29 protein-coding genes are annotated in these 26,800 nt (G+C 64.6%); 6 read left to right on the plus strand and 23 right to left on the minus strand.

Translation table 11 applies throughout. The features are described 5' to 3' along the window. Positions 1-128 precede the first annotated feature (128 nt). From FJ986_RS08180 to tesB, 5 genes are all read right to left on the minus strand, one after another. Positions 129-2,795, minus strand: a complete 2,667-nt coding sequence (locus FJ986_RS08180; protein WP_140524664.1) for a DNA translocase FtsK — start codon at positions 2,793-2,795, stop codon at positions 129-131. A 213-nt stretch (positions 2,796-3,008) separates the two neighbouring features. Next, a complete protein-coding gene (locus tag FJ986_RS08185) occupies positions 3,009-3,284 on the minus strand; it encodes a hypothetical protein (RefSeq protein WP_140513949.1) in 276 nt (91 codons plus the stop codon). Positions 3,285-3,593: 309 nt separating this feature from the next. After that, complete coding sequence (locus tag FJ986_RS08190) at positions 3,594-4,946, minus strand: ammonium transporter (RefSeq protein ID WP_140492683.1); 1,353 nt, start codon at positions 4,944-4,946, stop codon at positions 3,594-3,596. Between the two features lie 32 nt (positions 4,947-4,978). Further along, positions 4,979-5,317, minus strand: coding sequence for a P-II family nitrogen regulator (locus tag FJ986_RS08195; protein WP_013528889.1), 339 nt, complete (start codon positions 5,315-5,317; stop codon positions 4,979-4,981). 249 nt (positions 5,318-5,566) lie between these two features. Further along, entirely contained in the window at positions 5,567-6,427 is an 861-nt protein-coding gene (tesB, locus tag FJ986_RS08200) for an acyl-CoA thioesterase II (RefSeq protein ID WP_140524665.1), read from the minus strand. Positions 6,428-6,526: 99 nt separating this feature from the next. Between tesB and FJ986_RS08205 the strand changes: the two genes are divergently transcribed. Next, positions 6,527-7,786 (plus strand): ubiquinone biosynthesis hydroxylase, encoded by a 1,260-nt coding sequence (locus FJ986_RS08205; RefSeq protein ID WP_140670632.1) that lies wholly within the window; start codon positions 6,527-6,529, stop codon positions 7,784-7,786. Positions 7,787-7,799: 13 nt separating this feature from the next. Here the strand turns inward: FJ986_RS08205 and FJ986_RS08210 are convergent, their stop codons facing one another. Both FJ986_RS08210 and FJ986_RS08215 read right to left on the minus strand, forming a co-directional pair. Beyond that, positions 7,800-8,156, minus strand: a complete 357-nt coding sequence (locus tag FJ986_RS08210) for a YciI family protein (RefSeq protein ID WP_140550698.1) — start codon at positions 8,154-8,156, stop codon at positions 7,800-7,802. Further along, a complete protein-coding gene (locus FJ986_RS08215; protein ID WP_140492694.1) occupies positions 8,153-8,380 on the minus strand; it encodes a hypothetical protein in 228 nt (75 codons plus the stop codon). The genes FJ986_RS08210 and FJ986_RS08215 overlap by 4 nt, the downstream gene beginning before the upstream one ends. 213 nt (positions 8,381-8,593) lie before the next feature. On the opposite strand from FJ986_RS08215, the gene FJ986_RS08220 reads away from it, so the two are divergent. Further along, positions 8,594-9,019, plus strand: coding sequence for an OsmC family protein (locus FJ986_RS08220; RefSeq protein ID WP_140492697.1), 426 nt, complete (start codon positions 8,594-8,596; stop codon positions 9,017-9,019). Positions 9,020-9,067: 48 nt separating this feature from the next. Here FJ986_RS08220 and FJ986_RS08225 read toward each other — a convergent pair whose 3' ends face one another. The 5 genes from FJ986_RS08225 to sdhC form a co-directional block, all read right to left on the minus strand. Further along, positions 9,068-9,694: a DUF480 domain-containing protein gene (locus FJ986_RS08225; protein WP_140559263.1), complete on the minus strand. Its 627-nt coding sequence runs from the start codon at positions 9,692-9,694 to the stop codon at positions 9,068-9,070. Between the two features lie 105 nt (positions 9,695-9,799). After that, positions 9,800-10,579 (minus strand): succinate dehydrogenase iron-sulfur subunit, encoded by a 780-nt coding sequence (locus FJ986_RS08230; RefSeq protein WP_140518103.1) that lies wholly within the window; start codon positions 10,577-10,579, stop codon positions 9,800-9,802. 39 nt (positions 10,580-10,618) lie between these two features. Further along, positions 10,619-12,454 (minus strand): succinate dehydrogenase flavoprotein subunit, encoded by a 1,836-nt coding sequence (sdhA, locus tag FJ986_RS08235; protein WP_140518102.1) that lies wholly within the window; start codon positions 12,452-12,454, stop codon positions 10,619-10,621. A 4-nt stretch (positions 12,455-12,458) separates the two neighbouring features. Beyond that, on the minus strand, positions 12,459-12,854 hold the full coding sequence (gene sdhD, locus FJ986_RS08240) for a succinate dehydrogenase, hydrophobic membrane anchor protein (RefSeq protein ID WP_140518101.1): 396 nt from the start codon (positions 12,852-12,854) through the stop codon (positions 12,459-12,461). A gap of 2 nt (positions 12,855-12,856) precedes the next feature. Next, complete coding sequence (gene sdhC, locus FJ986_RS08245; RefSeq protein ID WP_140518100.1) at positions 12,857-13,276, minus strand: succinate dehydrogenase, cytochrome b556 subunit; 420 nt, start codon at positions 13,274-13,276, stop codon at positions 12,857-12,859. Between the two features lie 443 nt (positions 13,277-13,719). On the opposite strand from sdhC, the gene FJ986_RS08250 reads away from it, so the two are divergent. Further along, positions 13,720-14,082, plus strand: coding sequence for a hypothetical protein (locus FJ986_RS08250; RefSeq protein WP_140559264.1), 363 nt, complete (start codon positions 13,720-13,722; stop codon positions 14,080-14,082). Here FJ986_RS08250 and FJ986_RS08255 read toward each other — a convergent pair. After that, positions 14,066-15,268 (minus strand): GGDEF domain-containing protein, encoded by a 1,203-nt coding sequence (locus tag FJ986_RS08255; protein WP_140559265.1) that lies wholly within the window; start codon positions 15,266-15,268, stop codon positions 14,066-14,068. The genes FJ986_RS08250 and FJ986_RS08255 overlap by 17 nt on opposite strands. Positions 15,269-15,457: 189 nt before the next feature. Continuing rightward, a complete protein-coding gene (locus tag FJ986_RS08260; RefSeq protein WP_140662750.1) occupies positions 15,458-16,654 on the minus strand; it encodes a GGDEF domain-containing protein in 1,197 nt (398 codons plus the stop codon). Between the two features lie 160 nt (positions 16,655-16,814). Here FJ986_RS08260 and FJ986_RS08265 point away from each other — a divergent pair, with 160 nt between their 5' ends. Further along, a complete protein-coding gene (locus FJ986_RS08265; RefSeq protein ID WP_140492726.1) occupies positions 16,815-17,129 on the plus strand; it encodes a hypothetical protein in 315 nt (104 codons plus the stop codon). A gap of 88 nt (positions 17,130-17,217) precedes the next feature. Here FJ986_RS08265 and leuC read toward each other — a convergent pair whose 3' ends face one another. From leuC to rplS, 7 genes are all read right to left on the minus strand, one after another. Then, positions 17,218-18,627 (minus strand): 3-isopropylmalate dehydratase large subunit, encoded by a 1,410-nt coding sequence (gene leuC / locus FJ986_RS08270; RefSeq protein ID WP_140673928.1) that lies wholly within the window; start codon positions 18,625-18,627, stop codon positions 17,218-17,220. A gap of 314 nt (positions 18,628-18,941) precedes the next feature. Then, positions 18,942-19,577 carry a class I SAM-dependent methyltransferase gene (locus FJ986_RS08280; protein ID WP_140524674.1) on the minus strand — a complete coding sequence of 212 codons (636 nt, stop codon included), beginning with the start codon at positions 19,575-19,577 and terminating at the stop codon, positions 18,942-18,944. Between the two features lie 56 nt (positions 19,578-19,633). Continuing rightward, positions 19,634-20,446, minus strand: a complete 813-nt coding sequence (locus tag FJ986_RS08285) for an amino acid ABC transporter permease (protein WP_140492737.1) — start codon at positions 20,444-20,446, stop codon at positions 19,634-19,636. A 260-nt stretch (positions 20,447-20,706) separates the two neighbouring features. Continuing rightward, positions 20,707-21,504, minus strand: a complete 798-nt coding sequence (locus FJ986_RS08295; protein ID WP_140492740.1) for a transporter substrate-binding domain-containing protein — start codon at positions 21,502-21,504, stop codon at positions 20,707-20,709. Between the two features lie 178 nt (positions 21,505-21,682). Next, positions 21,683-22,192: a MarR family transcriptional regulator gene (locus FJ986_RS08300; protein WP_140518092.1), complete on the minus strand. Its 510-nt coding sequence runs from the start codon at positions 22,190-22,192 to the stop codon at positions 21,683-21,685. Then, positions 22,189-22,608: an organic hydroperoxide resistance protein gene (locus FJ986_RS08305; RefSeq protein ID WP_140492746.1), complete on the minus strand. Its 420-nt coding sequence runs from the start codon at positions 22,606-22,608 to the stop codon at positions 22,189-22,191. The genes FJ986_RS08300 and FJ986_RS08305 overlap by 4 nt, the downstream gene beginning before the upstream one ends. Before the next feature lie 154 nt (positions 22,609-22,762). After that, a complete protein-coding gene (rplS, locus tag FJ986_RS08310; protein WP_140492749.1) occupies positions 22,763-23,302 on the minus strand; it encodes a 50S ribosomal protein L19 in 540 nt (179 codons plus the stop codon). A gap of 305 nt (positions 23,303-23,607) precedes the next feature. Between rplS and FJ986_RS08315 the strand changes: the two genes are divergently transcribed. After that, positions 23,608-24,360 (plus strand): sulfite exporter TauE/SafE family protein, encoded by a 753-nt coding sequence (locus FJ986_RS08315; protein ID WP_140559271.1) that lies wholly within the window; start codon positions 23,608-23,610, stop codon positions 24,358-24,360. Here the strand turns inward: FJ986_RS08315 and trmD are convergent. Then, complete coding sequence (gene trmD, locus FJ986_RS08320; protein ID WP_140559272.1) at positions 24,342-25,043, minus strand: tRNA (guanosine(37)-N1)-methyltransferase TrmD; 702 nt, start codon at positions 25,041-25,043, stop codon at positions 24,342-24,344. The two genes, FJ986_RS08315 and trmD, sit on opposite strands and share 19 nt — an antisense overlap. Then, on the minus strand, positions 25,040-25,639 hold the full coding sequence (rimM, locus tag FJ986_RS08325; protein ID WP_140559273.1) for a ribosome maturation factor RimM: 600 nt from the start codon (positions 25,637-25,639) through the stop codon (positions 25,040-25,042). Before rimM ends, trmD begins: the two co-directional genes overlap by 4 nt. A gap of 282 nt (positions 25,640-25,921) precedes the next feature. On the opposite strand from rimM, the gene FJ986_RS08330 reads away from it, so the two are divergent. Then, on the plus strand, positions 25,922-26,800 hold an 879-nt coding region (locus FJ986_RS08330; RefSeq protein WP_140673930.1), incomplete at its 3' end, for a tyrosine recombinase XerC.

A 26,800-nucleotide genomic window follows, 5' to 3' on the forward strand; every position in this document is an offset into this window, starting at 1 on the left:
CTCTCATCTTGAGTCCTGATTTGTTGTTGTCCTGAACCCCCAGTTGGGCTGAAGTTTGACGGCGCGAACACTGCTTGACCGCTTGAACGCGCCAGAAGGTTCAAAGTTGCCGCCGGTATTTGTCGCGATCAGAATTTGTCCTCTTCGGTCGGCACCAGGATCTCGCGTTTTCCGGCATGGTTGGCGGGGCCGACAATGCCTTCTTTTTCCATCTTCTCGATGATCGAAGCGGCGCGGTTGTAGCCGATGCCCAGACGCCGCTGGATGTAGCTGGTCGAGGCCTTGCCGTCGCGCAACACCACGGACACCGCCTGGTCGTAAGGATCGTCGGAATCCTCGAAATTGCCGCCGCCGCCGCCCGAGCCGCCCTTGCCGGAGGGCTCGTCCTCGTCCTCATCATCGTCCTCGGTGATGGCGTCGAGATATTCCGGCACGCCCTGCAGCTTCAGATGCGCGACGATCTTCTCGACCTCGTCGTCGGAGACGAACGGGCCGTGCACGCGCTGGATGCGGCCGCCGCCGGCCATGTAGAGCATGTCGCCCATGCCGAGCAGCTGCTCGGCGCCTTGCTCGCCCAAGATGGTGCGGCTGTCGATCTTCGACGTTACCTGGAAGGAGATGCGGGTGGGGAAGTTGGCCTTGATGGTACCGGTGATCACGTCGACAGACGGACGTTGCGTCGCCATGATGACATGGATGCCGGCGGCGCGCGCCATCTGCGCCAGGCGCTGGACGGCACCCTCGATGTCCTTGCCGGCAACCATCATCAGATCGGCCATTTCGTCGATGATGACGACGATGTAAGGCATCGGCTCAAGGTCGAGATTCTCGGTCTCGTAGATCGCCTCGCCGGTCTGGCGGTCGAAGCCGGTCTGCACCGTGCGCGAGATCTTTTCGCCCTTCTTCTCCGCCTGTTGGACGCGTGCGTTGAAACCGTCGATATTGCGCACGCCGACCTTCGACATCTTGCGGTAGCGGTCTTCCATCTCCCGCACGGTCCATTTCAGCGCAACCACCGCCTTCTTCGGGTCGGTGACGACAGGCGTCAAAAGGTGCGGGATGCCGTCATAGACCGAGAGCTCCAGCATCTTGGGATCGATCATGATCAGCCGGCATTCCTGCGGCGTCAGCCGGTAGAGCAGCGACAGGATCATGGTGTTGATGGCGACCGACTTGCCCGAGCCGGTGGTGCCGGCGACCAAGACGTGCGGCATCTTGGCGATATCGACGATGACCGCCTCGCCGTTGATGGTCTTGCCCAGCGCCAGCGCCAGCTTGGCCTTGGTGGTCTCGAAATCGCGGCTGGCCATGATTTCCCTGAGATACACCGTCTCGCGCTTGGCGTTCGGCAATTCGATGCCGATGGCGTTGCGGCCCGGCACCACGGCGACGCGGCAGGCGATGGCGCTCATCGAGCGGGCGATGTCGTCGGAGAGGCCGATGACGCGCGATGATTTGATGCCTGGCGCAGGCTCCAGCTCATAGAGCGTGACGACGGGGCCGGGGCGGACATGGATGATCTCGCCCTTGACGCCGAAATCCTCCAGCACGCCTTCGAGCAGGCGGGCGTTCTGTTCCAGCGCGTCTTTCGAGAGGCTCGGGTCGCGCGCGACGTTCTTCGGTTCGGACAGGAAATGCAGCGACGGCATCTCGAATTTTTCCGAGCCGATCAACGAGGTCTGCGCCTCGCGCTGGACGCGCGCACCCGGAGCCGGGCGCGGCGCCGGCGCTTCAACGCGCGTGGCGGCATCCGAGCGGAACGGCTGGACCTTGGCGGTGGAAGCCGCGCGACGCTGGACGAGGGGTTCATCGTCGAAATCGACATCGTCATCGCCGGTGTCGAAGCGACCGTCGAAGACGTCATCGTCCGGATCGACGGAAACGCTGCGGTCGTTGACCATGGCGGCGAAGAATTCCGGTTCGACGCGGGCACGGCCATCCGGGCTCATCCGCTGCTCGGCGAACTCGGCCGATTCGACCCGTTCGGCGGCACGCCGCCAGGCGCTGGCGCGCGGTTCCATTCCCGGCTCGAATTCGTCCCGCCGCTGCCTGCGGCGCACGGCGCGGCGGTGCATCCACGCGCGGAACGAAAGCCACCAATGGGTCATTGCGCCGAGCGCCAGTATGCCTTCGTCGCCTTCATCCTCGTCATTGTCGAACAGCAGCTCATCCTCACGCGGATCGGCGGCGGCCGGTTCCTCCATGACGGCGAAACCGTTCTTGCGTGCGATCAGCGCCGAACCGTAGGCGAATAGCCATAGCGCCGGACCGGCCATCAGAATGGCGAGCACGCTGGCCACCAGCCCGGTCGGATAGCCACCGATGACGACGCCCGGAATCTTCAGTACCATGTCGCCGAACACGCCGCCGAGCCCGGTCGGCAGCGGCCAGGTCTTGGGCGGCACCACGCAGCCGGCGATCGCAGCGGCCAGCAGGGCAAAGCCGAACCAGAACAGACCGCGCCTGGGCAGCCTGTCGACGCCGCGCGCCGAAAACAGCAGATATCCCCAGATCACGGCCGGAACCAGCGCCGCCACGGCGGCAAGGCCGAAGAACTGCATGGCGATGTCGGAGAAGACCGCACCCGCATATCCCATGGCATTGGTGACGGTGTTGGCTGTGGCGTGCGAGAAGCTCGGGTCGGCGACATTCCAGGTGGCAAGGCTGGCGACGCCGAAGGCGGTGAACGCGAACATGCCGGCGCCGACAAGCCGGCCGACCTGGCGTCGCGCGAATGCCTGGATGCCGTGCCCCGTATCGGTCAGCGCGAGCGGTGCTGAAGCCCCTGAACGCATGCTCTTCCCCGTCAGTGATTGCCTGGCCCGAGCGCGTGACGCACTTCGGCAGATTTGGCTGCCAGACTATGCGTGGGAAGGTTAAGGCCGCATTAACCATGGCAAGGGCCCCAGCCGCCTGCCGCAAATAACAATGGCGAGCCTCACGGCCCGCCATTTCTGCATCGGCAACGGCAGGGTGACCAGGCTCGGTGGGCCTGATCCGCCGCGGTCTCAGTTGGCTCCGCCGAGCGCCTGGACGTTGGCGCAGAACTCGGCGTGCGGCTTGCTCATCGCCGCGTCCTGGCATTCCTTCTTCATCGCATCCTGCTTTTCCATTGGCATGGCCATGAAAGCGGTCTTGAATTCCGCCATCGGCTTCATGGTTTTCATGCTGGAATCGGTGAAGAACGGGGCCATATTGTCGGGTTCGTCGAGAGCCCCGGCAAATGCCATGCCGCTGACCATGGAAAGAGCGAGCGCGCCGAGACAGATATTCTTGACGTTCATTGGATAGTTTCCTTCCCTATTGTTTGCAACGACCGCCGAACAGTGGTCGTGCCCGGGAGTTCGATGCCAAGACGGCCGATGTTTCCTCGAAAATCTCAATCACGCGAACGTGATTGCGCTCGTCCAACCAAACGGGCTCCAAAAAAAGAGGCCCGGAGCGATCCGGGCCTCAAGGCGTGAGCACCTTGCGGAGCGTCACGACGGGATTTCAAAACAGTTCCGGAAGACGTGCAGCGGTTTTCCGTACGTGATTACCGAAAGAGATGGGACCGGCGGGAGGAGGTCCGCCGGTCCCATGGCAAAGAGGCCTTACGGCACCACTTCGCCGTGCTGGCTGATGTCGAGACCCTCGACCTCTTCCTGGGTCGATGGACGCAGGCCGACGAGCGCCTTGACGATGTAGAGGATGACGAAGGTGGCGATTGCCGTCCACAGGATGGTGAAGACGATGCCGTAGAGCTGCTTGCCGATCGACGCGCCCGAGGACAGGCTGTTGATTGCCGGGTCGGCGAGCACGCCGGTCAGCAATGCGCCGACCACGCCGCCGACGCCATGGACACCGAAGGCATCGAGCGAGTCGTCATAGCCGAACATGTGCTTTACCTTGACCGCCGAGATGTAGCAGACGACGCCGGCGACGATGCCGACGATGAAGGCGCCCGTCGGGTTGACGAAGCCGGAAGCCGGCGTCACCGCGACAAGGCCGGCGACGGCGCCGGAGATGATGCCGAGCACCGAGGGCTTCTTGGCGACGATCCATTCGGCGAACATCCAGGCCAGCGCCGCTGCCGCGGTGGCAACCTGGGTGTTGAGCATCGCGGCACCGGCGAGGCCGTCGGCGGCGAGTTCCGAACCGGCGTTGAAGCCGAACCAGCCGACCCACAGCAGCGAAGCGCCGATCACGGAATAGACCAGGTTATGCGGCGCCATGTTGGTGGTGCCGTAGCCTTCGCGCTTGCCCAGGACCAGGGCGCAGACGAGACCCGCGACACCGGCATTGATATGGACGACCGTGCCGCCGGCGAAGTCGAGCACGCCGGCAGCGCCGAGGAAGCCGCCGCCCCAGACCCAATGCGCGATCGGCGCATAGACGACCAGCAGCCACAGCGCCATGAAGATCAGCAGGGCCGAGAACTTCATGCGCTCGGCAAAGGCGCCGGCGATCAGGGCCGGGGTGATGATGGCGAAGGTCATCTGGAACATCGAAAAGACGAATTCAGGAATGTTAGCCACGCCCGGCGCCCACAGCGTCGAGGTGGTGATGCCGTGATGGAAGAACTTCGAGAAGCCCCCGAGATAGGCATTCATGCCGCCGCCGTCGGAAAAGGCCAGCGAATAGCCGAACATGAACCACAGCACCGTCACCAGGCAGGTGATGGCGAAGCTCTGCATGACGGTGGCAAGCACGTTCTTCTTGCGCACCATGCCGCCGTAGAACAGTGCCAGGCCGGGGATGGTCATCATCAGCACCAGCGCCGTCGAAGTCAGCATCCAGGCGGTGTTGCCGGTGTCGAGCACCGGGGTGGGAGCGGCCGGGGCGGCGGCAGCCGCGGCCGGAGCCGCTTCCTGCGCGAGGGCGGCGACGCTGCCCAACGCTGCGAGAGCGAGCGAGCCAAAAAGGGCGGCGCGTCCCGTCTTCTTCAAGGTGGAAGGAATATTCATTGAACTCTCCATTGGAATACGTGTTCGCCGCTTCAGAGCGCGTCGGTGTCTGTTTCGCCGGTGCGGATGCGCACCGCCTGGTCGATGCCGAAAACGAAGATCTTGCCGTCGCCGATCTGACCGGTCTTGGCGGCTGCGGTGATGGCCTCCACGGCCTTGTCGACCATGTCGGCGCTGACCGCGACCTCGATCTTGATCTTCGGCAGGAAACTGACCGCGTATTCCGCCCCGCGATAGATTTCCGTGTGCCCCTTCTGACGCCCGTAGCCTTTGACTTCGGTGACGGTCAGGCCCTGGATGCCGACGGCGGTAAGCGCTTCGCGTACCTCGTCGAGCTTGAACGGCTTGATGATTGCCATCACGATTTTCATAAGGTTTCACCCTTTTGCTGTTGCGGTCCCCCGCGTTTGCACACCTTCACCGATCCCGAGGAGCCGGAGAGTGCCGACGAGGATTCAAGCTCCGTGCCAATTGCCGAAGCAGCGTGTTAACTGGTTGTAAACAAAGGAATTGACGCACCGGCGATCGCACCGTACCGATGAGCGCGGCACAGCTTCTGCTCAATAATTAAGCAGTTTTCAGAAAACGCCTATTTGGCGGGCTTTGGTCGAAAGGACTGCTCAACGCTTGAGCCGGATCAAGCCTTCCTGGGCCATCGAGGCGATCAGCGTGCCGTCGCGGGCATAAAGCGTGCCGCGGCTGAATCCGCGCGATCCCGAGCTCGAGGGGCTGTCCTGCGCGTAGAGCAGCCAGCCGTCGAGCGAATGCGGGCGGTGGAACCACATCGAATGGTCGAGGCTGGCCGCCTGGATGTCGGGATCGAACAGCCCGCGCCCATGCGCGAAGGTCGAGGTGTCGAGCAGCGTCATGTCGGAGAGATAGGCGAGCAACACCGATTGCAGCGCGCGGTCGTCTGGGACGGGACCGGCGAGGCGGATCCAGACATTCTGCCGGGGCGGCAGCTTGTCACGGCTTTCATAGTGCTGGAGATTGACCGGCCTGAGCTCCAGCGGCCGCTCGCGCGCCCAGAAGCGTCGCACCGCTTCCGGCACCCGGTCGGCCTTTTCGAGCAGTTGGCGCTGCGTCTTCAGCCCTTCCGGCGGCGGCACGTCGTCGGGCAAAGCGAACTGGTGCTCCAGCCCCTTCTCATCGACCTGGAACGAGGCCTCCAGCGAGAAGATCGCGTTCCCGTGCTGGATCGCCAGCACCCGGCGGGTGGTGAAGGAGCCGCCGTCGCGGATGCGGTCGACCTCGTAGATGATCGGCACCTTGATGTCGCCCGGCCGCATAAAATAGCCGTGCAGCGAATGCACGTAGCGGTCGGGCTCCACGGTCCGCTGCGCCGCCACCAGCGCCTGGGCGATGGTCTGGCCGCCGAACACGCGCTGCCACTCCACCTGGGGGCTGCGACCACGATACAGATTGTGTTCCAGCCTCTCGAGGTCGAGAATGCGCAGAAGCTCGTCCATGGCCGCCGTCATGTGTCGTGACCTCGCCTCAAGATTTCCTCGGCGGGTTTCCGACAGGAAGGACGGGCCGTCAAGGGCGGATGGCAGGCTGGCTTGCAAGGAGCGAAGACCATGGAAGGCAAGGCAGAGGCGAAAACCAGGTCCGGGCTCGATGTTCTGGTCGCCGGCGCCGGCTATGTCGGCCTGGCTGCCGCCGTGTCGCTGAAACAGGCGCAACCGGAGCTTGCCGTGGCCCTGGTCGATGCCGCACCCGCCGGCTCCTGGCAAAGGGACGGCCGCGCCTCGGCCATTGCGGCGGCCGCCTGCCGCATGCTCGAGCGGCTCGGCGTCTGGGCCGAGATCGCGCCGGAAGCGCAGGCGATCACCGAGATGATCATCACCGATTCGCGTACCGCCGATCCGGTGCGCCCGGTCTTCCTCACTTTCGACGGCGAGGTGGCGCCGGGCGAGCCCTTCGCGCATATGGTGGCCAACCGGGTGCTGAACGGCGCCTTGCGCCGCAGCGCCGAAAAGCTCGGCGTCGACATCATCGAAGGCGTTGCCGTGCAAGGGTTCGAAACCAATGGTGCGGGCATCACCGTGCATCTGGCCGACGGCGCGACGCTGAAGGCGCGGCTGCTGGTCGCCGCCGACGGCGTCAACTCGAAGCTGCGCGACATGGCCGGCATCAAGACGGTGAAGTGGGAATACGGCCAGTCCGGCATCGTCTGCACCGTGGCACATGAACGGCCCCACAACGGCCGTGCCGAAGAGCATTTCCTGCCCGCCGGCCCCTTCGCCACGCTGCCGCTGAAGCCGGGCGAGGACGGCTCCAACCGCTCGTCGATCGTCTGGGTCGAGCGGTCGGAAGATGCTCAGACGCTGGTCGCCGGCGACGACCTCCTCTTCGAGCATGAGCTGGAACAGCGTTTCGGCCTCAAGCTTGGCGAGATCCGCGTCGCCGACAAGCCGCGCGCCTGGCCGCTGGGTCTTACCATCGCGCGCGCCTTCGTCGCGCCGCGCGTGGCGCTTGCCGGCGATGCCGCCCACGGCATCCACCCGATCGCCGGCCAGGGCCTCAATCTCGGCTTCAAGGATGTCGCCGCCCTGGCCGAGGTGATCGTCGAAGCCGACCGGCTGGGCCAGGATATCGGCGCGCTCGACGTGCTCGAGCGTTACCAGCAATGGCGCCGTTTCGACACGGTGCAGATGGGCGTCACGACAGATGTGCTGAACCGGCTGTTTTCCAACGATATCGGCCCGCTGCGCGCGGTGCGCGACATCGGCCTCGGCCTGGTCGAACGCATGCCGCGGCTGAAGGAATTCTTCATCCGCCAGGCGTCGGGGCTTTCGGCCGGCACGCCGCGCCTTTTGAAGGGCGAGGCGATCTGACCCGCCGCGCCATCTATGACCCGGGCACGTCATAGATCGCCCGGACCTCGATCGTGCCGAGTTCGGCCAGCGGAATGCCGCCGGCGATGTCCAGTGCCTCCTGGAGGTCCTTCGCCTCGATCATGACGAAGCCGAGCAACTGCTCCTTGGTTTCGGCGAACGGGCCGTCGGTGACCAGCCGCTTGCCCTTGCGACGGCGCACGGTTTTCGAGGTCTTCACCGATTGCAGCGCCTGCGCGACGATGAGCTTGCCTTGTTGGTCCAAGGACCGGTCATAGGCCAGCGAATCGGCGTCGAGCTTGGCCGATCCTTCCGGAGTGAGCGCGTGGAGGTCTTTCTCCTCACCATAGACCAGGCAGACATATTTCATTTCGCGCTCCCTTGCTGCGATGAATCATAGGATGCGGCGACGAGCGTGTCAGCCTTGCCTTCGACCGCTGCCGCATGGTCGAGAAGGCATGCCGCGACCGCGACGATGGCGACAGCCGCCAGCAGCCTGCGGACACCGGACGGCGGCGGCTCCAGCCAGAAGTCCTGCCGTCGTTGAGCCTTGCGGCCCGGGGTCTTCCATATTGCGAAAAACAGATTGTCCATGTGAACCTCCATCCGGCCACAATCCCGTGGTCGCCCGCAGGACGGTCGGGCCGAATGGAAGCCGACATTTTTGCACGCGGATTTTTTTCGAAAGGAATGAACCGTCATCACGCCGTGGTCCAAACAGCGCAGTGGTCTTCGCGCATGCCCGCGCTATAGTTGGCCGGACGCTGGGCTCACCTGGACAAGTTCACGACAACCAAGGAGGAATTCATGGACCGCACCGCAACCGCCGTCTGGAAGGGCAATCTGAAGGACGGCAAAGGCACGCTCGACAGCCAGAGCGGGACCCTGAACGGCACGCCCTATTCGTTCAAGGCACGCTTCGAGGACGAGAGCGGCAAATCCGGCACCAATCCGGAAGAGCTGATCGCGGCCGCGCACGCCGGCTGCTACGCCATGCAGCTGTCGCATTTCCTGGCCGAGAACGGCACCCCGGCAGCCGAACTCGACGCCAAGGCCGTGGTGACGCTGGTTCCCGGCACCGGCATCACGGGCAGCGCGATCACCCTTGTCGGCAAGGTGCCCGGCATCGACGCGGCGAAGTTCAAGGAATTGGCCGAGAAGGCCAAGGCCGAATGCCCTGTTTCCAAAGCGCTGGGCGCCATCAACGTATCGCTCGACGCCAGGCTCGGTTGAGACCCCGGCATCCCGGCGCGCATGGTCGCGCCGGACACGCCCGACCGCTCAGGCGCCCAGCGCGTCGAGCCGGGCGCGAAGGGCTGCGACTTCCTGCTCCAGCGCCTCCACTCTCGCTTCGAGGTCGGAAGCGGGCACGGCCGATGCAGTGCGCTGCGCCGACAGGGCGGCAACGTCAACCGGCCCGGCGAGGAGATGCACATAGCGGTCCTCGCGTTGGCCTGGACCGCGCGGGATTTCCTGAACGAGCGGCGGTCGACGGCCGATCAGCATATCGAGTTCACCGCGCAAATCCTCGATCGATGAAAACCTTGCCATGCGCTCGCTGCGTGCCAACAATTCATGCGCCGTCTGCGGCCCGCGCAGCAAAAGCAGACCGACCAAGGCGGTCTGAGGCGTGGTCAGCGAGAAGCGCTGCGCCATCTGGTGCTCGTAGCGCTCGACGCGGGAGCCGAACATCTGCCGCACCAGCCCCTTCTGCTCGAGCAGCTTTAGCGCCCGGTGCACCTCTGTCTGCTCCAGCGCCATGACGGGCTCGCGCGCCGTCTTCTGGTTGGCGGCGGCAAGCGCTGCGTTGAGGGTCAACGGATAGACGTCCGGCGTCAGCTCCTTCTTCTCGATGAGGCAGCCGAGCACACGCGCTTCGGGAGGAGACAGGATGGGGAGGTCCGTCATTGGATTGCAATCCTTTTTGAAGCTGGCAAGACAGCGCCCCTTTTGTCCTGCCGGAGAAAGGGGGCGCGAAGGATCGCTGCGTTCAAGATTGCCGCGAGCGAGCGCCTAAACCCTTCTCTCCACCATCATCTTCTTGATTTCCGCGATCGCCTTGGCCGGATTCAAGCCCTTGGGGCAGGTCTGCGCGCAGTTCATGATGGTGTGGCAGCGATAGAGCCGGAAGGGGTCCTCGAGATTGTCGAGCCGCTCGCCCGTGGCCTCGTCGCGGCTGTCGATCAGCCAGCGATACGCCTGCAGCAGGGTTGCCGGGCCGAGATAACGGTCGCCGTTCCACCAATAGCTCGGGCAAGAGGTCGAGCAGCAGGCGCACAATATGCATTCGTAGAGCCCGTCGAGCTTCTCACGCTCCTCATGGCTCTGCAGCCATTCCTTGGCGGGCTGCGGCGAGACCGTCTTCAGCCACGGTTCGATCGAGGCGTGCTGGGCGTAGAAATTGGTGAGGTCGGGCACCAGGTCCTTGATGACGGGCATATGCGGCAGCGGGTAGATCTTGACGGCGCCCGAGATGTCGTCGCAGCCCTTGGTGCAGGCGAGCGTGTTGGAGCCGTCGATATTCATGGCGCAGGAGCCGCAGATGCCTTCCCGGCAGGAGCGGCGCAAGGTCAGCGTCGGGTCGATCTTGTTCTTGATCCAGAGCAGCGCATCCAGCACCATCGGCCCGCAATCGTCCATGTCGACGAAATAGGTGTCCATGCGCGGGTTCTCGTCATCATCCGGCGACCAGCGGTAGATGCGGTATTCCCTGAGATTGGTCGCGCCTTCCGGCTTCGGCCAGGTCTTGCCCTGCTGGATCTTCGAGTTCTTGGGGAGCGTGAGTTCGACCATTACCTCAGGTCCTTTCGGATGACGCGGCTGGACGTCATTTCAATACACCCTGGCCTTGGGCGCGATCTTGGCGAGACTGATGCCGCCGTCCTTTTCGGCCAGCAGCGGTTCGGTGTGCACCGGACGATAGGAGAGCGTCACCTCACCGGTCTCGCTCAGATGGGCGAGCGTGTGCTTGCGCCAGTTGGCGTCGTCGCGGGCCGAGAAATCCTCCCGCGCGTGCGCGCCACGGCTCTCCTTGCGGGCCTCGGCGCCGTAGACCGTGGTGATGGCGTTGGCCATCAGGTTTTCCAGCTCCAGCGTCTCCACCAGGTCGGAGTTCCAGATCATCGAGCGGTCGAAAACCTTTATGTCCTTGAGCTCGCCCCAGATCTGCGAAATGCGCTTGCAACCGTTCTCCAGCGATTCCTGCGTGCGGAACACCGCCGCGTCTTCCTGCATGGCGCGCTGCATCTTTTCGCGCAGAACCGCCGTCGGCGTCGAGCCGTTGGCGTGGCGCAGCCGGTCGAAGCGGTCCATGATCTTGTCGACCGAGGCCTGGTTGGGCGACGGGATTGCCGATTTGCGGTCGATGACCTGGCCGGCACGGATCGCCGCCGCGCGGCCGAACACGACCAGGTCGATCAGCGAGTTCGATCCCAGCCGGTTGGCGCCGTGCACCGAGGCGCACCCGGCCTCGCCTACCGCCATCAAGCCGGGCGAGACCCGATCGGGATTAAGGATCGTCGGGTTGAGCACCTCGCCCCAGTAATTGGTCGGCACGCCGCCCATATTGTAGTGCACCGTCGGCAGCACCGGAATCGGCTCCTTGGTGAGGTCGACGCCGGCGAAGATCTTTGCCGATTCCGAGATGCCGGGCAGCCGCTCGTGCAGCACCGCCGGATCGAGATGATCGAGGTGTAGGAAGATATGGTCCTTGTTCTTGCCGACGCCGCGGCCTTCGCGGATTTCCAGCGTCATGCAGCGCGAGACGACATCGCGCGAGGCAAGGTCCTTGGCCGACGGCGCGTAGCGCTCCATGAACCGCTCGCCCTCGGAATTGACGAGATAGCCGCCCTCGCCGCGCGCGCCTTCGGTGATCAGGCAGCCGGCCCCGTAGATGCCGGTCGGGTGGAACTGCACGAACTCCATGTCCTGTAAAGGGAACCCCGCCCGCGCGGCCATGCCGCCGCCGTCGCCGGTGCAGGTGTGGGCCGACGTCGCCGAGAAATAAGCGCGGCCATAGCCGCCTGTCGCCAGCACAACCATCTTGGCCGAGAAACGGTGGATGGTGCCGTCGTCGAGATTCCAGGCGACGACGCCTGTGCATGTGCCGTCCGGCTCCATGATCAGGTCGAGCGCGAAATACTCGATGAAGAACTGCGCGTTGTTCTTCAGCGACTGGCCGTAGAGCGTGTGCAGGATGGCGTGGCCGGTGCGGTCGGCGGCCGCACAGGTGCGCTGCACCGGCGGGCCATCGCCGTAATTCATCATGTGGCCCCCGAACGGCCGCTGGTAGATCTTGCCCTCTTCCGTGCGCGAGAACGGCACGCCGTAGTGCTCGAGTTCGTAGACGGCGGCTGGCGCTTCACGCACCAGATATTCCATGGCGTCGACATCGCCCAGCCAGTCCGAACCCTTGACGGTGTCGTACATGTGCCACTGCCAGGAGTCCGGGCCCATGTTGGAAAGCGAAGCGGCAATGCCGCCCTGCGCCGCCACCGTGTGCGAGCGGGTCGGGAAAACCTTGGTGATACAGGCGGTGCGCAGGCCCTGTTCGGCCATGCCCAGCGTAGCGCGCAGTCCCGCGCCTCCGGCACCGACGACCACGACGTCGAATTTGTGGTCGACATAGGTATAGCCTGCCGTATTGGCTTCTTTCGCGTCCTTGGCCAAAACGTCAGCCTCCGAATGCCAGTTTGAGCAGGGCGAAGAGCGAAGCCACGCCGACCGCTACGGTGAAGAAAGTGTTGAGGGCGATCAGCGCCAGCTTCATGCCTTCGCCATGCACGTAATCCTCGATGATCACCTGCATGCCGATCCGCATGTGATAAAGCGGCGAGATGAGCACAAGGGCCATCATCAGCGCCACGAGCGGGTTGGCGAGCGCTGCCCGCACCTCCGCATAACCGGCGCCGTTGAGCGCGACCAGGAACCCGGTGAAGAACAGGATCAGCGGGATGTTGGCGATTGCCGTGAGGCGCTGGCGCCAGAAATGCCCGGTGCCTTCGCGGGCCGAGCCCAGGCCGCGGACTTTCGCCAGCGGCGTGCGCATGTCGGTCTTTCCAGTGCTCATGGTCAGGCTCCTCGCGCCATATAGCCGGCGATCCAGATCAGCAGCGTGAGCAGGACCGAGCCGGCCAGGGTCGCCCAGGCGATCTTGGAGGCGGTATGCTTTTCGAGACCGGCGCCGGTATCCCAGATCAGGTGGCGCACGCCGCCCAGCATGTGGTGCATGAGCGCCCAGGTGTAGCCGAACAGGATCAGCCGTCCGAGCCAGGTTCCGAAGGCCCAGCTCACCCAATCGAAAGTGGCTTGCGAGCTCGCCGCCGCCATCAGCCATATCGCGACCAGGAGCGTGCCGAAATAGAGCGCGCCGCCGGTGATGCGATGGATGATCGACATCGTCATGGTGATCGGCGGCCGGTACACGCTGAGGTGCGGCGAAAGCGGCCGTTCACGTCTGGCGAATTCGCGGGTGGCTGGTGATTTGCTCATGGCTCCCCCAGTTCGGCGTTCCTGGAGCCTCAGGTGGAAATGCGGCATTGCCGCTTCCGGTTGCGACTTCGGACAGCCGGTTTCTAATGCTCTTTTTGCACCGCGTCAAAGCCAGAAAACCGTTTCGAAAACGTAATTTAGTCTTATTAAAAGCAGGTCCGGGCTTCAATCGATTAGGCGTCGACGATGCCAAGCCGGCCCGTTCTCGCTGCGGTGCAGCATATATGTGGCGGGCGCGGGCTTCGGCTCAGCGGGTGCGGGTCAGCGGCGCCGAGCCCGCTTTCATCACCAGCGCCTCGCGACCGTCGATCACGATCGCGTCATGTGCCTCGTTAACCATGTTTATCAAGACATGGGTGAGAACCGCGCCAGCCTCTTAACAAAGGTTAAGAAAAGGTTAATTTCCGATTCGAGGAGGCTTTGTCTCCAACATGGAGGACGCCATGCGTTCGAATTCGGGCAGATCGCGCCTTGCGGCGTTCACAGTGGCGGTATTGGCCGTCGGCTTCGCCGCGCCGGCGCTGGCGGACGGACGCCACCAGGATCGGGTCTACGCCGATTCCTTCGGCAATCTCGTCATCGACAGTGCCGCCGGCTACAAGCGCATCCTCGTCGGCGAAGGCAATCTCGCCAAGCAGCTGTCCGACTATACCAGCGCCGGCCAGCCCAAGGTGATCTACGAGAACGGCGCTGAGGAGATGTCGGGCTATGGCGACTGCTATCGGCCGCCGGTGTTCGTGAAGGGGCGCAGTTATATGTATGGCCTCTCCGACGGCGAAATGCCCGAGCTCAGCCCCTGCCGCTGAACAGCGCCACGGCCTCTGGCCTGGCTGGCCCGGCGGAAACGCGCACGCAGTCGCGCCCGGCATCCTTGGCCCGATAGAGCGCTTCATCGGCACGCCGCATCAGACCGGAAAAATGCTCGCCGGCACGAAGCTCGGCGACGCCGAAGCTTGCCGTGCAGCGATTGTCGGCGGGGAGCCCGTCGATGGGCAGCGTCCCGAAGGCGCTGCGCGCGCTTTCGGCGAACAGCCGCGCGGCGGCAAGGTTGGTGCCTGGCAGGATGATGGCGAACTCCTCGCCGCCTATACGACCGGCGACATGGTGGTCGGCCGCGGCCTCGCGCAGGAAGCGGGCAAAGGCCTCGATGACCCGGTCGCCCGAGGCATGGCCGTAATTGTCGTTGATGGACTTGAAGTGGTCGAGATCGGCGATGACCAGCGCGACTGGGACGCCCCGGCGCGCCGCGTCCCCCAGCGCCCTCTCGGCGTGATGCTCGAAGCCGCCGCGGTTGAGGAGCCGCGACAGCGTGTCCGTTTCCGATTTCGACGTCGCCTCGGCGAGCACGTCGCGCACCAGTATGGCCAGCGCCAGCAAGGCCAGCGCCACGCCGAACACGGTGCCGAGCGATTGCGATACCAGGGCATAGCTGGTCTGCAGATAGGATTGCGGGGCGGCGCCGCGGCCGCCAAGCGCATCGGCGATAAATGGCTTGCTGGCGAACTGCATGGCGCTGGCCGCCAGCACCGCCATCAGCATCCGATCGAGCCGGTCACGCCTTTGCCTGGACGACCAGACAATGCCGAACCCGGTAAGCTGCATGACGGCGTAGGGCAGTTGGTAGGCCATCTTGCTGACTAGGGACTGGCGCGGCAGATCCTGGGCGAAATAGACCGCGACAGACGCAACAGCCAGGATCAGGAGCATCGCCGACCAGGGCGGCGTCACGCCGTATCTATGCGCAAGCCCGCCGTTGAAGGCGATGGTGGCGCCAAGGAAAACGGCAAAGGCTGCGACGACCACCAGCCGCGCATTGTCGAAGGCGGGGATGCTGAATTCCACGACGAAATAGGCCATGCCCAGCACATAGCCGAACGCCAGCCAGCGTGCCGAGACGCGTCCGATGTCATAGACGGCAATCGCCATGAAGGCCGCCGCCAGCAGCCCGGCAACGAACAGATTGATGACAAGGATGAAGTCCGCGCCGCCCATGATTTCCCAAGCCCCTGACGGCAGCAAACCATCGACGGGCGAAAAAGAAGTTAACGTCAGGTCATATCGGAGGCTCGCGCACGCCTCGGGGATTGGCCGAACGATGTTTGCCATCGCCTTTCAGGGCGAAGCAAGGAACGAAGCGGTGCGGCGCGGTCCTGGATGGTGAAGACGTCAGGCCGATCGCCTTCAGCCGGCTTTGAGCGGCTCCGGCACGAACAGCGTTTCCGGCCGCTCATAGGACAGGCGCACGCTGTCGCGGCCGTTCTTCTTGGCCTTGTAGAGGGCCTCGTCGGCGCGGCGCATCAACGGCTCCAGCGCTTCGTCGCCGCTGCGCGCCGCCACGCCGAAACTGGCGGTGACCTTGGTGCCGGGCGGAAGTCCGTCGACGCCGCCGGCCGAGTAGGCCACGCGCACGGCCTCTGCGAGCAGCCGCGCGGCGGCAAGATCGGTCAAGGGCAGGAGCACCGCGAATTCCTCGCCGCCGATACGTCCGGCCTCACCGCGCGTACCGGCGGCGGCGCGAAGCTTGGCGGCGAAGTCGGCGATCACCCGGTCGCCCGCGGCATGCCCATGCAGGTCGTTGAGCGCCTTGAAGTGGTCGAGATCGGCCAGCACAAGGGCCACCGGCAATTTCGCCGCCGCGCAGCGTTGCAAGAGCAGTGCCGCCCGTTGCTCGAAGCCGCGCCGGTTGAGGAGGCGAGACAGCGGATCTGTGTAGGTTTCGACCTTCAACGCCTTCATCACGTCGAGCGCGGCGGCGGAGAACAGGCAAAGCGCGATCAGCAGCGACAGCAGCGCATGCGACAGCAACGCCGTCGTCCAATAGGATGATGTATAGAGCTCGTCATAGGTCGCGAAAGGCCCGTGCGCGACGATGACGGCAAGCGTGCGCACGAAGAAATTCAGCCCCGCGAGCAACGCCAGGACGAACAGGATATTTTCCGTCGGGCCATTGCCACGCACCTTGCGCAATTCGGCGGCCGCCACCAGGCTGATGCCGCCGAGCGCGAAATTGATGACGAGGACCCGCCATGTCAGGTCCGGCTGGACGAACAGGAACCAGCAAAAGGCGGCCATGCCGCCGCTCGCCAAGACGCAAAGCCCGGCATAGGGCACTCGCCGGCCATGCCGCGCCACGATCGCGCCGGCCAGGCAGGATCCGGCAACGCAGAAGCATAGGTTGGAGAGCAGCTTCGACGGTGCCAGGCCAACGGGCAGCGTGAAATGCTGGAACAGGAACCCGGCCGCCGCAAGCGAATAGCTTACCGCCAGCACGGCCAGATAGGGACGGTGGCGCTGATAGAACCAAAGCACGAGGAACGCCGCGCCGAGGGCCAGCGCGATCGTCGGGTTTAGCAACGCTATCAGCAGGCCGGTGTCCAAAGGACCGTGACTTCCCCTCGCTTGACGTCGGGGAAGACCTTAGGCTGCAAGCCCAAACAAGCGGTTAAGCGAAAGCGAATATGCGTCACGCTGGTGCGGAGCGTGACGTGGAACCGGCGCGCCGGACCTGCGTTTGTCCAGCGCAGAAGAGGAACCGATAATGGCCGATACAATCACCCTGACCGATCACGAGGCAATCCGTTCATGGGCCGCTTCACGCGCCGGCTTTCCGGCCATTGTCGACGTGTCGCCCGAGGCCGGCACGCAGGCGATGCTGCGGCTGGTATTCGGCCAGCACGCCTATGAGGACGAAGACCAGCCGGAGCGCCCGATCAATGCCGGAGGTTATGAGCTGGTCGAGTGGGACGAATGGTTCAAACTCTTCGATGAACGCGGGCTGGCCCTGGTGGTCGCCGCCGAAGAACCCGGGCGCCGCGAGCAGTTCCACGAGATCATCCGCCGCGACGACCGGTGAAGCTCCAAACATGCTCTGAACGCTTAAGCAGAAGGCCCGAATCGCATCGCGATCCGGGCCCTTGCGTTTCGATCGAACCAGCCGCGATTTACTTCCAGTCGCGAATATCGACGAAGTGGCCGGCGATCGCCGCCGCCGCAGCCATGGCCGGCGACACCAGATGGGTGCGCCCCTTGAAGCCCTGCCGGCCCTCGAAATTGCGGTTCGAGGTCGAGGCGCAGCGCTCATGCGGCTTCAGCCGGTCGTCGTTCATGGCAAGGCACATCGAGCAGCCCGGCTCGCGCCAGTCGAAGCCGGCGGCGAGGAAGATCTTGTCCAGCCCTTCGGCCTCGGCCTGTTCCTTGACCAGGCCGGAGCCCGGCACGATCATGGCGTTGACGCGCGGATTGACTTTTCTGCCCTCGACCACCTTGGCGGCGGCGCGCAGATCCTCGATGCGGCCGTTGGTGCAGGAGCCGATGAAGACACGGTCGAGGGCGATGTCGGTGATCTTCGTTCCCGGCGTCAGGCCCATATAGTCGAGCGCGCGCTGCTTTGAGGTGCGCTTGTTTTCGTCGGTGATGTCTTCCGGGTTCGGCACAATCCCTTGCACCGAGACAACATCCTCCGGGGAAGAGCCCCAGGAGACGATCGGCGGCAGTTTGGCCGCATCGAGCACGATCACCTTGTCGAAATGCGCGCCTTCGTCGGATTGCAGTGTCTTCCAGTAGGCGAGCGCGGCGTCCCAGGCGGCGCCCTTGGGCGCGCGCGGCTTGTCCTTGACATAGGCGAAGGTCGTCTCGTCAGGTGCGATCAGGCCGGCGCGCGCGCCGCCCTCGATCGACATGTTGCAGATCGTCATGCGGCCTTCCATCGACAGCGAGCGGATCGCCTCGCCGGCATATTCGATGACATGGCCGGTGCCGCCGGCGGTGCCGATCTCCCCGATGATGGCGAGGATAATGTCCTTGGCGGTGACGCCTTCCGGCAACTGGCCGTCGACGCGCACCAGCATGTTCTTGGCCTTACGCTGGATCAGCGTCTGCGTCGCCAGCACGTGCTCGACCTCCGACGTGCCGATGCCGTGCGCCAGCGCGCCGAAGGCGCCGTGGGTGGAGGTGTGGCTGTCGCCGCAGACGATGGTCATGCCGGGCAAGGTGAAACCCTGCTCCGGCCCGATGATGTGGACGATGCCCTGGCGGATGTCATTCTCGGAATAATATTCGACGCCGAAATCCTTGGCGTTCTTGGCCAGAGCCTCGACCTGGATGCGGCTTTCCTCGTTCTTGATGCCGAACTTGCGCTCGGGCGAGGTCGAGACGTTGTGGTCGACCACGGCCAGCGTCTTTTCGGGATGACGGACTTTGCGGCCACTCATGCGCAGGCCCTCGAAGGCCTGCGGGCTGGTCACCTCATGGACGAGGTGGCGGTCGATATAGAGCAGGCAGGTGCCGTCGTCCTGGCGGTCGACGACGTGGTCGTCGAAAATCTTGTCATAGAGGGTGCGCGGTGCGCTCATGTGCGTAAATCCGTCGATATGAGAAAGGGAAGGGCAGACGCCGAGATGTCAGGCGAAACGAGTTGATCAGTCGGCCCGCGTAAGTCGGCTGGTCGGCGCGCCACAGACGCGCGCGGAGAAGCGCGACGGCAGGCGTTTTCTGTCCTGCAGCACGAACCCCTTGTAGGCCGGATCGCCAAAAAGCTCTTCCATGGCGGGGTAGATAGCAATGTTTTGGCTTTTCGGCAATTGGCGGTGGCTGCGCGGGACCTGGGTTCCTCGTCCTCGCGTCCACGCCTCCGGGGGATGCGCACCAAGCTTGGCGGACCCGCGGTTCAAAGCACCTCGAAGACAAACGTCTTCACCAGCGCATCCGGCTCGGCAATCGCATAGCAGCGGAACCACGGGCTTTGCTCCATCAGCCGCCATTTTCCCGTGCGTTCCAGCTCGTCGAAGACGGCCTGGAAACCACCGCTCTCGAACACCTGGTCGCGCACGGTGAAGATGGCGTGGCCGCCTTTCTTCGTGATGCGCACCAGTTCGTGCAGGCCGGAAGCCGGCGCATGGCTGATGGTGAACACGCCGGTCGAGAAGAAGGCGCGGAAATGGCCGTCGGGCCAGGGCAGCGGGCCGCCCAGCATTGCCTGCTTCAGCTCGCCATAGGCGTTGCGGCTGCCGGCGATCTTCAGCATGTCGTCCGACAGGTCGAGCCCGGCGATATCGCCGTAGCCCAGCGCCTTCAGCGACGGCCCGGACAGGCCAGTGCCGCAGCCGGCGTCGAGCAGCGGCCCTTCGCCCGCAGGCACGTGGCGCGCCACCCAGGCGGTGATGAGGAACGGCAGGAGATAACCGAGCGAGGCGGTCTCGCTGTCATAAGTCGCGGCCCATGCGGCATAGGCCTGCGCCAGGGTTTCGGGCGTATCGGCCGTATAGACCGAATCCAGCGCAGCATTGGCCTTGTCGACGTTCATGGGCATGCTCCTCCTCCAGTGCGCAACCGGAGCGTAACGCCGTCCTTGCCGAAACACTATTCCTGATGCTGGCGGCGCAACCGCCGTTCCAGCGCCCGGAGCGCCAAAGACAAGCCGACGGTCAGGATAAGATAGATGTAGGCTGTTATCGAATAGGTCTCGAAGAAGCGGAAGGAACCGGCGGCATAGACCTTGCCCATCTGCGTGATGTCGGCGACACCGAGCACCGAGACCAGCGAGGAATCCTTGACCAGGGCGACGAAGTCATTGCCGAGCGGCGGCAGGATGGTACGGATCGCCTGCGGAAAGACGATGAGCCGGAAACGTTGCGCCCGCGTGAGCCCGAGCGCCTTGGCCGCTTCGATCTGGCCCTTCTCGACCGCCTGGATGCCGGCCCGGAACACTTCGGAGATGAAGGCGGAATAGCCGATGGTCAGCGCCATGACGGCGCGCCACAAGAGCGAGACGTCGCGCACCTGCAACTCGCCGAGATAGCCGGTGCTCTGCAGCGGCGCGGTCAGCGCGTTCCAGGCTGCGACGAAAGCCGGTGCGCCGGCAAACGCGATCCAGAACAAAAGCACCAGGATCGGTACGCCACGGATGATCTCGACATAGAAACGCGCGATCTGCCGCAGCCACTGCGAACCCGACAATCCCATCAGCGCGATGCCGAGGCCGATGATTGAGGCCAGCGCGAAGGCGACAATGGTGACGAAGACGGTGACGCCGATGCCCTTGGCGACAGTGGCGAAGACCTGGGCATAAAGATCGCTGGCGGCGATGGCGAGCGCGGCGGCCAAGGCAAGGACAAGGGCGGCGGCCAGCCACCAGGGGAATTCAGGTTTGACGGAGGATGGTGGGGGGGCCATCAGGCGTGGCCGGCGAGGTGCATAGTGCGCAAGGCAGGCGCCAAGGCGCCCCCCTCTGTCCTGCCGGACCTCTCCCCCTCAAGGGGGGAGATCAGATGTCTCATCGGCCTTCGCCAATCTTCATCGATGCTGCATGTGGGACGAAGGCCAAGCTGCCAATCTCCCCCCTTGAGGGGGAGATGCCCGGCAGGGCAGAGGGGGGCGTTCAAGCGCAAACTCAGCGCGAGTTCCCGCACGCGCACCGCCCGCATCAAGACGAACTACTGCCCCATCTTGTAATCAAGAAACCATTTCTTGTTCAGCGCATCGAACGTGCCGTCGGCCTTGAGCGCGGCGATCGCGGCGTTGACAGGCTTCACCAGGTCGGAGCCCTTGGGAAAGATGAAGCCGAAATCCTCGGTGCCGAGCGGGCCGCCGATCAGCTTCAGCTTGCCCTCGGAAGCGTCGACATAGCCCTTGCCCGCAGTGCCGTCCGTGAGCACCACATCGACGTCGCCAGTCTTCAGCGCCTGCACGGTGGCACCGAACGTCTCGAACAGCTTTATGCGCGGGTTCTGCTCATTGCCGTCCAGCACGCTGTAGACAGCGGTGTAGAAGGGCGTCGTGCCGGCCTGCGCGCCGATCAGCCCGTCCTTGAAGGCGCCGAAGGTCTTGGCGTCGGTGAAGCGGCTCTCGTCGCCGCGCACCAACATGAACTGTTCCGAGCGCATATAGGGGTCAGAGAAATCCACCTTCTGCTTGCGGTCGTCCTTGATGGTGATGCCGGTCATGCCGATGTTGTACTGGTTGTCGGAAACCGCCTGGATCATCGCGTCCCAGGACGTGTTCTGGTACTCGACGGTGAAATTCAGCCGCTTGGCGATCTCGTTCATCGCGTCATATTCCCAGCCGATCTGTTTTCCGGTCTTGGCATCGATGAACTGCAGCGGCGGATAGGCGTTTTCCGTCACCACCACCACCTTCTTGCCGCCGAGATCGGGCAGCGCCTGGGCGAAGGCGGCAACGGGCGCAAGCATGACGGCAAGCAGGCCGGCCAGCAGCAGTTTCGATTTTGTCATGACACACTCCCCGGAAGTGAAAGCGCCCGGACATGGGCCGGGCTTGCAAAGGAAATCCGGCGCCGACTTTAGCTCTCCGCAAGCGCCATGCAAGACGCTCCGCTGCGCCACGGCTGGCGAAAAACGCAAATAGATACTTTCGGCCGGGATTTTGGGAAACGATCCTTGCCGTGGCCGATCAGCCGCGCTGCGGCGCTCCGGCATCGGCCTCGCGCAGCCCGGCGACGAAGCGGGTCAGCGTGCCATGCAGCGACTTCAACTCGGCTGGGTCGAGCGGCATGCTGCAGAGCATGGCGGCGGGGATGTCCCTGGCGCGCTCGCGCAAGGCTTGGCCCTTGGCTGTCGGCTCGACCAGCACGCGGCGCTCGTCGGCAGGATCGCGCCGGCGCGTAACCAGGCCGCCGGCCTCGAGCCGCTTGAGCAGCGGCGTCAGCGTCGCCGAATCGAGGCCCAGCGCCTCGCCGAGCTCGCCCACCGTGCTCGGCGCGCGCTCCCACAGCGCCAGCATGGCCAGATATTGCGGATAGGTCAGGCCAAGCGGATCGAGCAACGGCCGGTAGAGCTTCGTCATCAATCCGCTCGCCGAATAGAGCGCGAAGCAGAGCTGGTCGCTGAGCCTTGGGACCGCGCTTGTCCCGGCGTCACCCGCCGGGACCTGGTTGGCCGTGTCTTTGGTTTTCGCCGTCATGTCGCCTTTGCCGAAATCGCCACCTCGATATTGCCCCTGGTTGCGTTGGAGTAGGGGCAGATCTGGTGCGCTGCCGATACAAGCGCTTCGGCGGCCGCCTGATCAAGACCTTTCGTCTCGGCCGCCAGGGACACGCCGAGCAGGAAACCGCCCTGACCGTTGGGATGGAGGCTGACAGTGGCCGTCACCGAGGCATCGCGCAGCGGCAGTTTCTGCTTGCCGGCGAGAAACCGCATGGCGCTTTCGAAGCAAGCGGCATAGCCGGCGGCGAAAAGCTGTTCGGGATTGGTGGCGCCACCCTTGCCGCCAAGCTCCTTCGGCATTGCGAGATCAAGGCTGAGCAGGCCGTCATCGGTCTGGACGTGGCCGGCGCGGCCGCCGACGGCACGAGCCTGGGTCGAATAGAGTGCGGTCATATCAAGTCTCCAAAATTAGTTTGTACACGATTAATTAGTGTACAGTATTATAGAAATCAATCCCGCTTTGGAAGCCCGCATTTGGCAAAAGGCGGGCTCCGAAACGAAAAAAGGCGGCCGAAGCCGCCTTTTTCAGAATGTCTGTCCAAAGCCTTTATTCGGCGGCGGCGGCTTCCGCAGCCTTGGCGGCCTCGTCGGCGGCCTTCTTCTCGGCGGCTTCCTTGGCGGCCGTCTCGGCGGCCAGCGCCTGCGCGGCGGCAACCTTCTCGGCCTCGATGCGCGCCTTCTCGGCGTTCAGCGCGTCGCGCTCCTCATCATTGAGCTTGCGGGCGCGCACGCCGGTGTTCTCCGAAATACGGGCCGACTTGCCGCGACGGTCGCGCAGGTAATAGAGCTTGGCACGACGCACCTTGCCGCGACGCACGATCTCGACGCCTTCGACCATTGGCGAAAACACCGGGAAGACGCGCTCGACGCCTTCGCCGTAGGAGATCTTGCGGACAGTGAAATTTTCCTGGAAGCCCGAACCGGCGCGGGCGATGACGACGCCTTCATAGGCCTGGACGCGGGTGCGGGTGCCTTCGGTCACGCGGACCTGGACGCGCACGGTGTCGCCGGGCTGGAATTCGGGAAGCTTGCGCTTGGCTTCGATCTTGGCGGCCTGTTCGGCCTCGAGCTGACGGATGAGATCCATCTCAATAATCCACTTCTTGTTCTTCCGACAGTCAGAGCGCCCGGCGCTCGCCTTGCAGTTCCAATGACCGCTCGGCTATGCCCTTTGTTCGAAAACATCGGGCAGGGGCGACTACACCGCCATTGTTGACGGGTCCGGCAGATTTCTCCCGGTTCGGCGGGCACATACAGCTATTTCGACGCTTTGTCACGTCTTGGCCGCGTCTTTTTTGCTCGCGTGCACCATCGTATCTGTCCACTGCCGGGTTGCAAGGGCCCTTCAAGCTGCCTAAGGCGAGGCAACCATAGTTCTCGGGCGGCATCCTCATGTCCTTTTTCGACGCGGTCCTGCTATTCATGGCGGGTTTTCTTTCCGGCGCCGCCAATGCGGTCGCGGGCGGCGGCACCTTCATCACGTTCGGTGCCATGACCTTGGTCGGCCTGCCGCCGATCGTCGCCAACGCCACCTCCTCGGTGACGCAATTTCCCGGCTACATCACCTCGACGCTGGCCTACCGGGACGACATCCGCCATTTCTGGCGTGGCGCCCTGCTGCTCTGCCTGATATCGGCGCTCGGCGCACTGGCCGGCGCGCTTATCCTGCTGGCGCTGGACAATCCGTCATTTCGCGTCCTGGTGCCGTGGCTGCTGCTGGCCGCGACGGCGCTGTTCGCCGCCGGGCCGTGGCTGAAGCCCGCACCCAAGCCGGGGCATGAGGCTTCCGTGGGCTCATTGGCCGGCTCGCTGGCGCAGTTCGTCACGGCCATCTATGGCGGCTTCTTCGGGGCCGGCATGGGCGTGATGATGCTGGCGACGCTCGGCCTGACCCAGGCCGGCGACTACCACCGCCTGAACGCGCTGAAAAACATGCTGGCCATGGTCATCGCAGCGGTCGCCATCGTCGTCTTCGTCTCGGGTGGCGTCGTCGCCTGGCCGCAAGCGATCATCATGATCCCCGGCGGCGCGTTGGGCGGCTATGCCGGCGTGTGGATCGCCAAGCGCGTGCCGCAGAATGCCGTGCGCGGCTTCGTCGTCGCGGTCGGGCTGTTCCTGGCTTTCTACTATTTCGCCAAGGGCTGAGGAGAGCCGAGCAAGTCCGGCCGCCGTTCCCGCGTCAGCTTCTCCGACTCTGCCCGCCGCCACGCTGCGATCTTGCCGTGGTTGCCCGAGGTCAGCACCTCGGGAATGGGCCGGCCCTCGAAATCCTGCGGCCGCGTGTAATGCGGGTGTTCGAGTAGGCCGTTTTCAAAGCTCTCTTCTTCACCCGACACGGCATTGCCCATGACGCCGGGCAGCAGCCGCACGACCGCGTCGAGCAGCACAAGCGCCGCCGGCTCGCCACCGGACAGAATGAAGTCTCCGACCGAGACTTCCTCCAATCCTCGCGCGTCGATCACCCGCTGGTCGATGCCTTCGAAGCGGCCGCACAGGATGACGGCGCCCGGCCCGGCGGCCAGTTCGCGCACGCGCGCCTGCGTCAGCGGCTTTCCACGCGGGCTCATCAGCAACCGTGGCCGCAAATCGCCTTCGGGCGAGGCATGGTCGATCGCCCTGGCCAAGACATCGGCGCGCATCACCATGCCGGCGCCGCCGCCGGCCGGCGTGTCGTCGACAGTGCGGTGGCGGTCGGTTGCGAAGTCGCGGATCTGGATCGCTTGCAGCGACCATGTACCCGCCTCCAGCGCCCGCCCGGCCAGCGACAGGCCAAGCAGACCCGGAAACATTTCCGGGTAGAGCGTAAGCACGGAGGCGGAGAAGCTCACCGGTTGCCCCCGGCGTCCCTCGGGCCGCGCGGCCTGCCCTTCGGGTCGAAGCCTTCCTCGCGCGGCGCTTCGCCGTCCTCGTCCTCGACCAGTCCGGCCGCCGCCTGGTTGACGCGCACAAAACCCTTGGCGATGGACACTTCGGGCACAGCGGCCTGCGTGAACGGGATCAACACGCCCTTGCGTCCGGCCAGCGTCACATCGAGGATGTCGCCGCCGCCGAAATTGTGCACGGCGACTACCTTGCCAAGGACGGCTCCCGTATCGTCCCGAACCTCCAGACCGATCAGGTCGGCATGATAGAATTCGTCCTCCTCGCCGTCATCGGGCAGCATGGAGCGATCGACGAACAGCTCCGTGCCGGCCAGCGCCTCGGCCGCGTTGCGGTCACTGACACCCTTGAAGCGCACCACGACCACGGCGTTGGCGGGCCTTATGTCGATGATCTGGAAGGCGCGGCCGTCCCTTGCGTAAAGCGGCCCGTAATCGGCGAGCGCCAGCGGATCGCCGGTAAAGGTTTTGACGCGCAATTCGCCCTTGATGCCGTGAGCGGCGCCGATCACGGCCATCTGGACGGGGTTCTGGGGCTTGCTCATGGCGCGCTTTTACCTTCGTCATCCACGGGCGGAGCAGGCGCGAAGCGACTGCGCAGACCCGAGGATCCATTCGTTACGGTGATCAAACCCACGGCAGTTCAGAAAGGCTCACGGGTTTCGTTCCTGCAACTCTCTATTTGCGGATACCCCGTTTGGCCAATCACCACGGTTTTGACTTGCCGCCGGTCGACTCCTAGCCCCACCGGATTGTCATTTCAATGACGCCTCTTCACCGCTTCCTAACCCGGCTGCCGGAAAATGACGGCGAACCGGAACGACGCCATGCAGGAATTCCTTATCCCGGCAAAGCCCGACCTCCAGGCGGCGCGCGAAAGCTGGCTCAAGATGCTCGCGCGAGAACGTCGGCTGTCGCCCGAGACGGTGGAAGCCTACGAGCGCGACACTAGGCAGTTCCTGCATTTTCTGACGGGTCATAATGGCGGCCCGCCCGGCATAGCCGACATCGCCGATCTGCGCCCGGCCGACCTGCGCGGCTTTCTCGCCGCCCGCCGCAACGAAGGCGCAGGCGCCCGCACGCTCGGCCGGGGGCTGGCCGGCATTCGCTCACTCTTGCGCTTTCTGGAACGGCGTGGTCTCGCCAACGCAGCGGGCGCGGCGGCCCTGCGCGCGCCTCGCCAACCAAAGTCACTGCCGAAACCGCTGACGGCCAGTGACGCAAAACATGTCGTTTCCGTCGAGGGTCAATTGGCGGACGAACCCTGGATCGCCGCCCGCAACGCCGCCGTGCTGACGCTGCTCTACGGCTCGGGCCTGCGCATTTCCGAGGCGCTCGGCCTTGCCGGCGCCGAACTGGCGTCGGAGGCCGATACGGTGCTGCGCGTCACCGGTAAGGGTGGCAAGACGCGGTTGGTGCCGGTGCTGCCGGTGGCGCTCAAGGCGGTTGCCGAATACCGCCGGCTGTGCCCCTACCATCTCGACCCCAAGGGGCTGTTGTTTCGCGGCGCGCGCGGCGGCCCGCTCAACCCGGCCATCGTCCAGCGCGAGATGGCCAAGCTGCGCTCGGCGCTCAACCTGCCGGACACCGCAACGCCGCACGCCTTGCGCCATTCCTTCGCCACGCATCTGCTCGGCCGCGGCGGCGACCTGCGCACCATCCAGGAACTGCTCGGCCATGCCAGCCTGTCGACCACGCAGATCTAC

Source organism: Mesorhizobium sp. B1-1-1 (assembly GCF_006442955.1).
In the GTDB taxonomy this organism is placed as follows: domain Bacteria; phylum Pseudomonadota; class Alphaproteobacteria; order Rhizobiales; family Rhizobiaceae; genus Mesorhizobium.

Bases quoted from the DNA above. Each gene is read 5' to 3' on its own strand.
- FJ986_RS08180 (WP_140524664.1), bottom strand. From the start codon at position 2,795: ATGCGTTCAGGGGCTTCAGCACCGCTCGCGCTGACCGATACGGGGCAC.
- FJ986_RS08185 (WP_140513949.1), bottom strand. From the start codon at position 3,284: ATGAACGTCAAGAATATCTGTCTCGGCGCGCTCGCTCTTTCCATGGTC.
- FJ986_RS08190 (WP_140492683.1), bottom strand. From the start codon at position 4,946: ATGAATATTCCTTCCACCTTGAAGAAGACGGGACGCGCCGCCCTTTTT.
- FJ986_RS08195 (WP_013528889.1), bottom strand. From the start codon at position 5,317: ATGAAAATCGTGATGGCAATCATCAAGCCGTTCAAGCTCGACGAGGTA.
- tesB (WP_140524665.1), bottom strand. From the start codon at position 6,427: ATGACGGCGGCCATGGACGAGCTTCTGCGCATTCTCGACCTCGAGAGG.
- FJ986_RS08205 (WP_140670632.1), top strand. From the start codon at position 6,527: ATGGAAGGCAAGGCAGAGGCGAAAACCAGGTCCGGGCTCGATGTTCTG.
- FJ986_RS08210 (WP_140550698.1), bottom strand. From the start codon at position 8,156: ATGAAATATGTCTGCCTGGTCTATGGTGAGGAGAAAGACCTCCACGCG.
- FJ986_RS08215 (WP_140492694.1), bottom strand. From the start codon at position 8,380: ATGGACAATCTGTTTTTCGCAATATGGAAGACCCCGGGCCGCAAGGCT.
- FJ986_RS08220 (WP_140492697.1), top strand. From the start codon at position 8,594: ATGGACCGCACCGCAACCGCCGTCTGGAAGGGCAATCTGAAGGACGGC.
- FJ986_RS08225 (WP_140559263.1), bottom strand. From the start codon at position 9,694: ATGACGGACCTCCCCATCCTGTCTCCTCCCGAAGCGCGTGTGCTCGGC.
- FJ986_RS08230 (WP_140518103.1), bottom strand. From the start codon at position 10,579: ATGGTCGAACTCACGCTCCCCAAGAACTCGAAGATCCAGCAGGGCAAG.
- sdhD (WP_140518101.1), bottom strand. From the start codon at position 12,854: ATGAGCACTGGAAAGACCGACATGCGCACGCCGCTGGCGAAAGTCCGC.
- sdhC (WP_140518100.1), bottom strand. From the start codon at position 13,276: ATGAGCAAATCACCAGCCACCCGCGAATTCGCCAGACGTGAACGGCCG.
- FJ986_RS08250 (WP_140559264.1), top strand. From the start codon at position 13,720: ATGCGTTCGAATTCGGGCAGATCGCGCCTTGCGGCGTTCACAGTGGCG.
- FJ986_RS08255 (WP_140559265.1), bottom strand. From the start codon at position 15,268: ATGGGCGGCGCGGACTTCATCCTTGTCATCAATCTGTTCGTTGCCGGG.
- FJ986_RS08265 (WP_140492726.1), top strand. From the start codon at position 16,815: ATGGCCGATACAATCACCCTGACCGATCACGAGGCAATCCGTTCATGG.
- leuC (WP_140673928.1), bottom strand. From the start codon at position 18,627: ATGAGCGCACCGCGCACCCTCTATGACAAGATTTTCGACGACCACGTC.
- FJ986_RS08280 (WP_140524674.1), bottom strand. From the start codon at position 19,577: ATGAACGTCGACAAGGCCAATGCTGCGCTGGATTCGGTCTATACGGCC.
- FJ986_RS08285 (WP_140492737.1), bottom strand. From the start codon at position 20,446: ATGGCCCCCCCACCATCCTCCGTCAAACCTGAATTCCCCTGGTGGCTG.
- FJ986_RS08295 (WP_140492740.1), bottom strand. From the start codon at position 21,504: ATGACAAAATCGAAACTGCTGCTGGCCGGCCTGCTTGCCGTCATGCTT.
- FJ986_RS08300 (WP_140518092.1), bottom strand. From the start codon at position 22,192: ATGACGGCGAAAACCAAAGACACGGCCAACCAGGTCCCGGCGGGTGAC.
- FJ986_RS08305 (WP_140492746.1), bottom strand. From the start codon at position 22,608: ATGACCGCACTCTATTCGACCCAGGCTCGTGCCGTCGGCGGCCGCGCC.
- rplS (WP_140492749.1), bottom strand. From the start codon at position 23,302: ATGGATCTCATCCGTCAGCTCGAGGCCGAACAGGCCGCCAAGATCGAA.
- FJ986_RS08315 (WP_140559271.1), top strand. From the start codon at position 23,608: ATGTCCTTTTTCGACGCGGTCCTGCTATTCATGGCGGGTTTTCTTTCC.
- rimM (WP_140559273.1), bottom strand. From the start codon at position 25,639: ATGAGCAAGCCCCAGAACCCCGTCCAGATGGCCGTGATCGGCGCCGCT.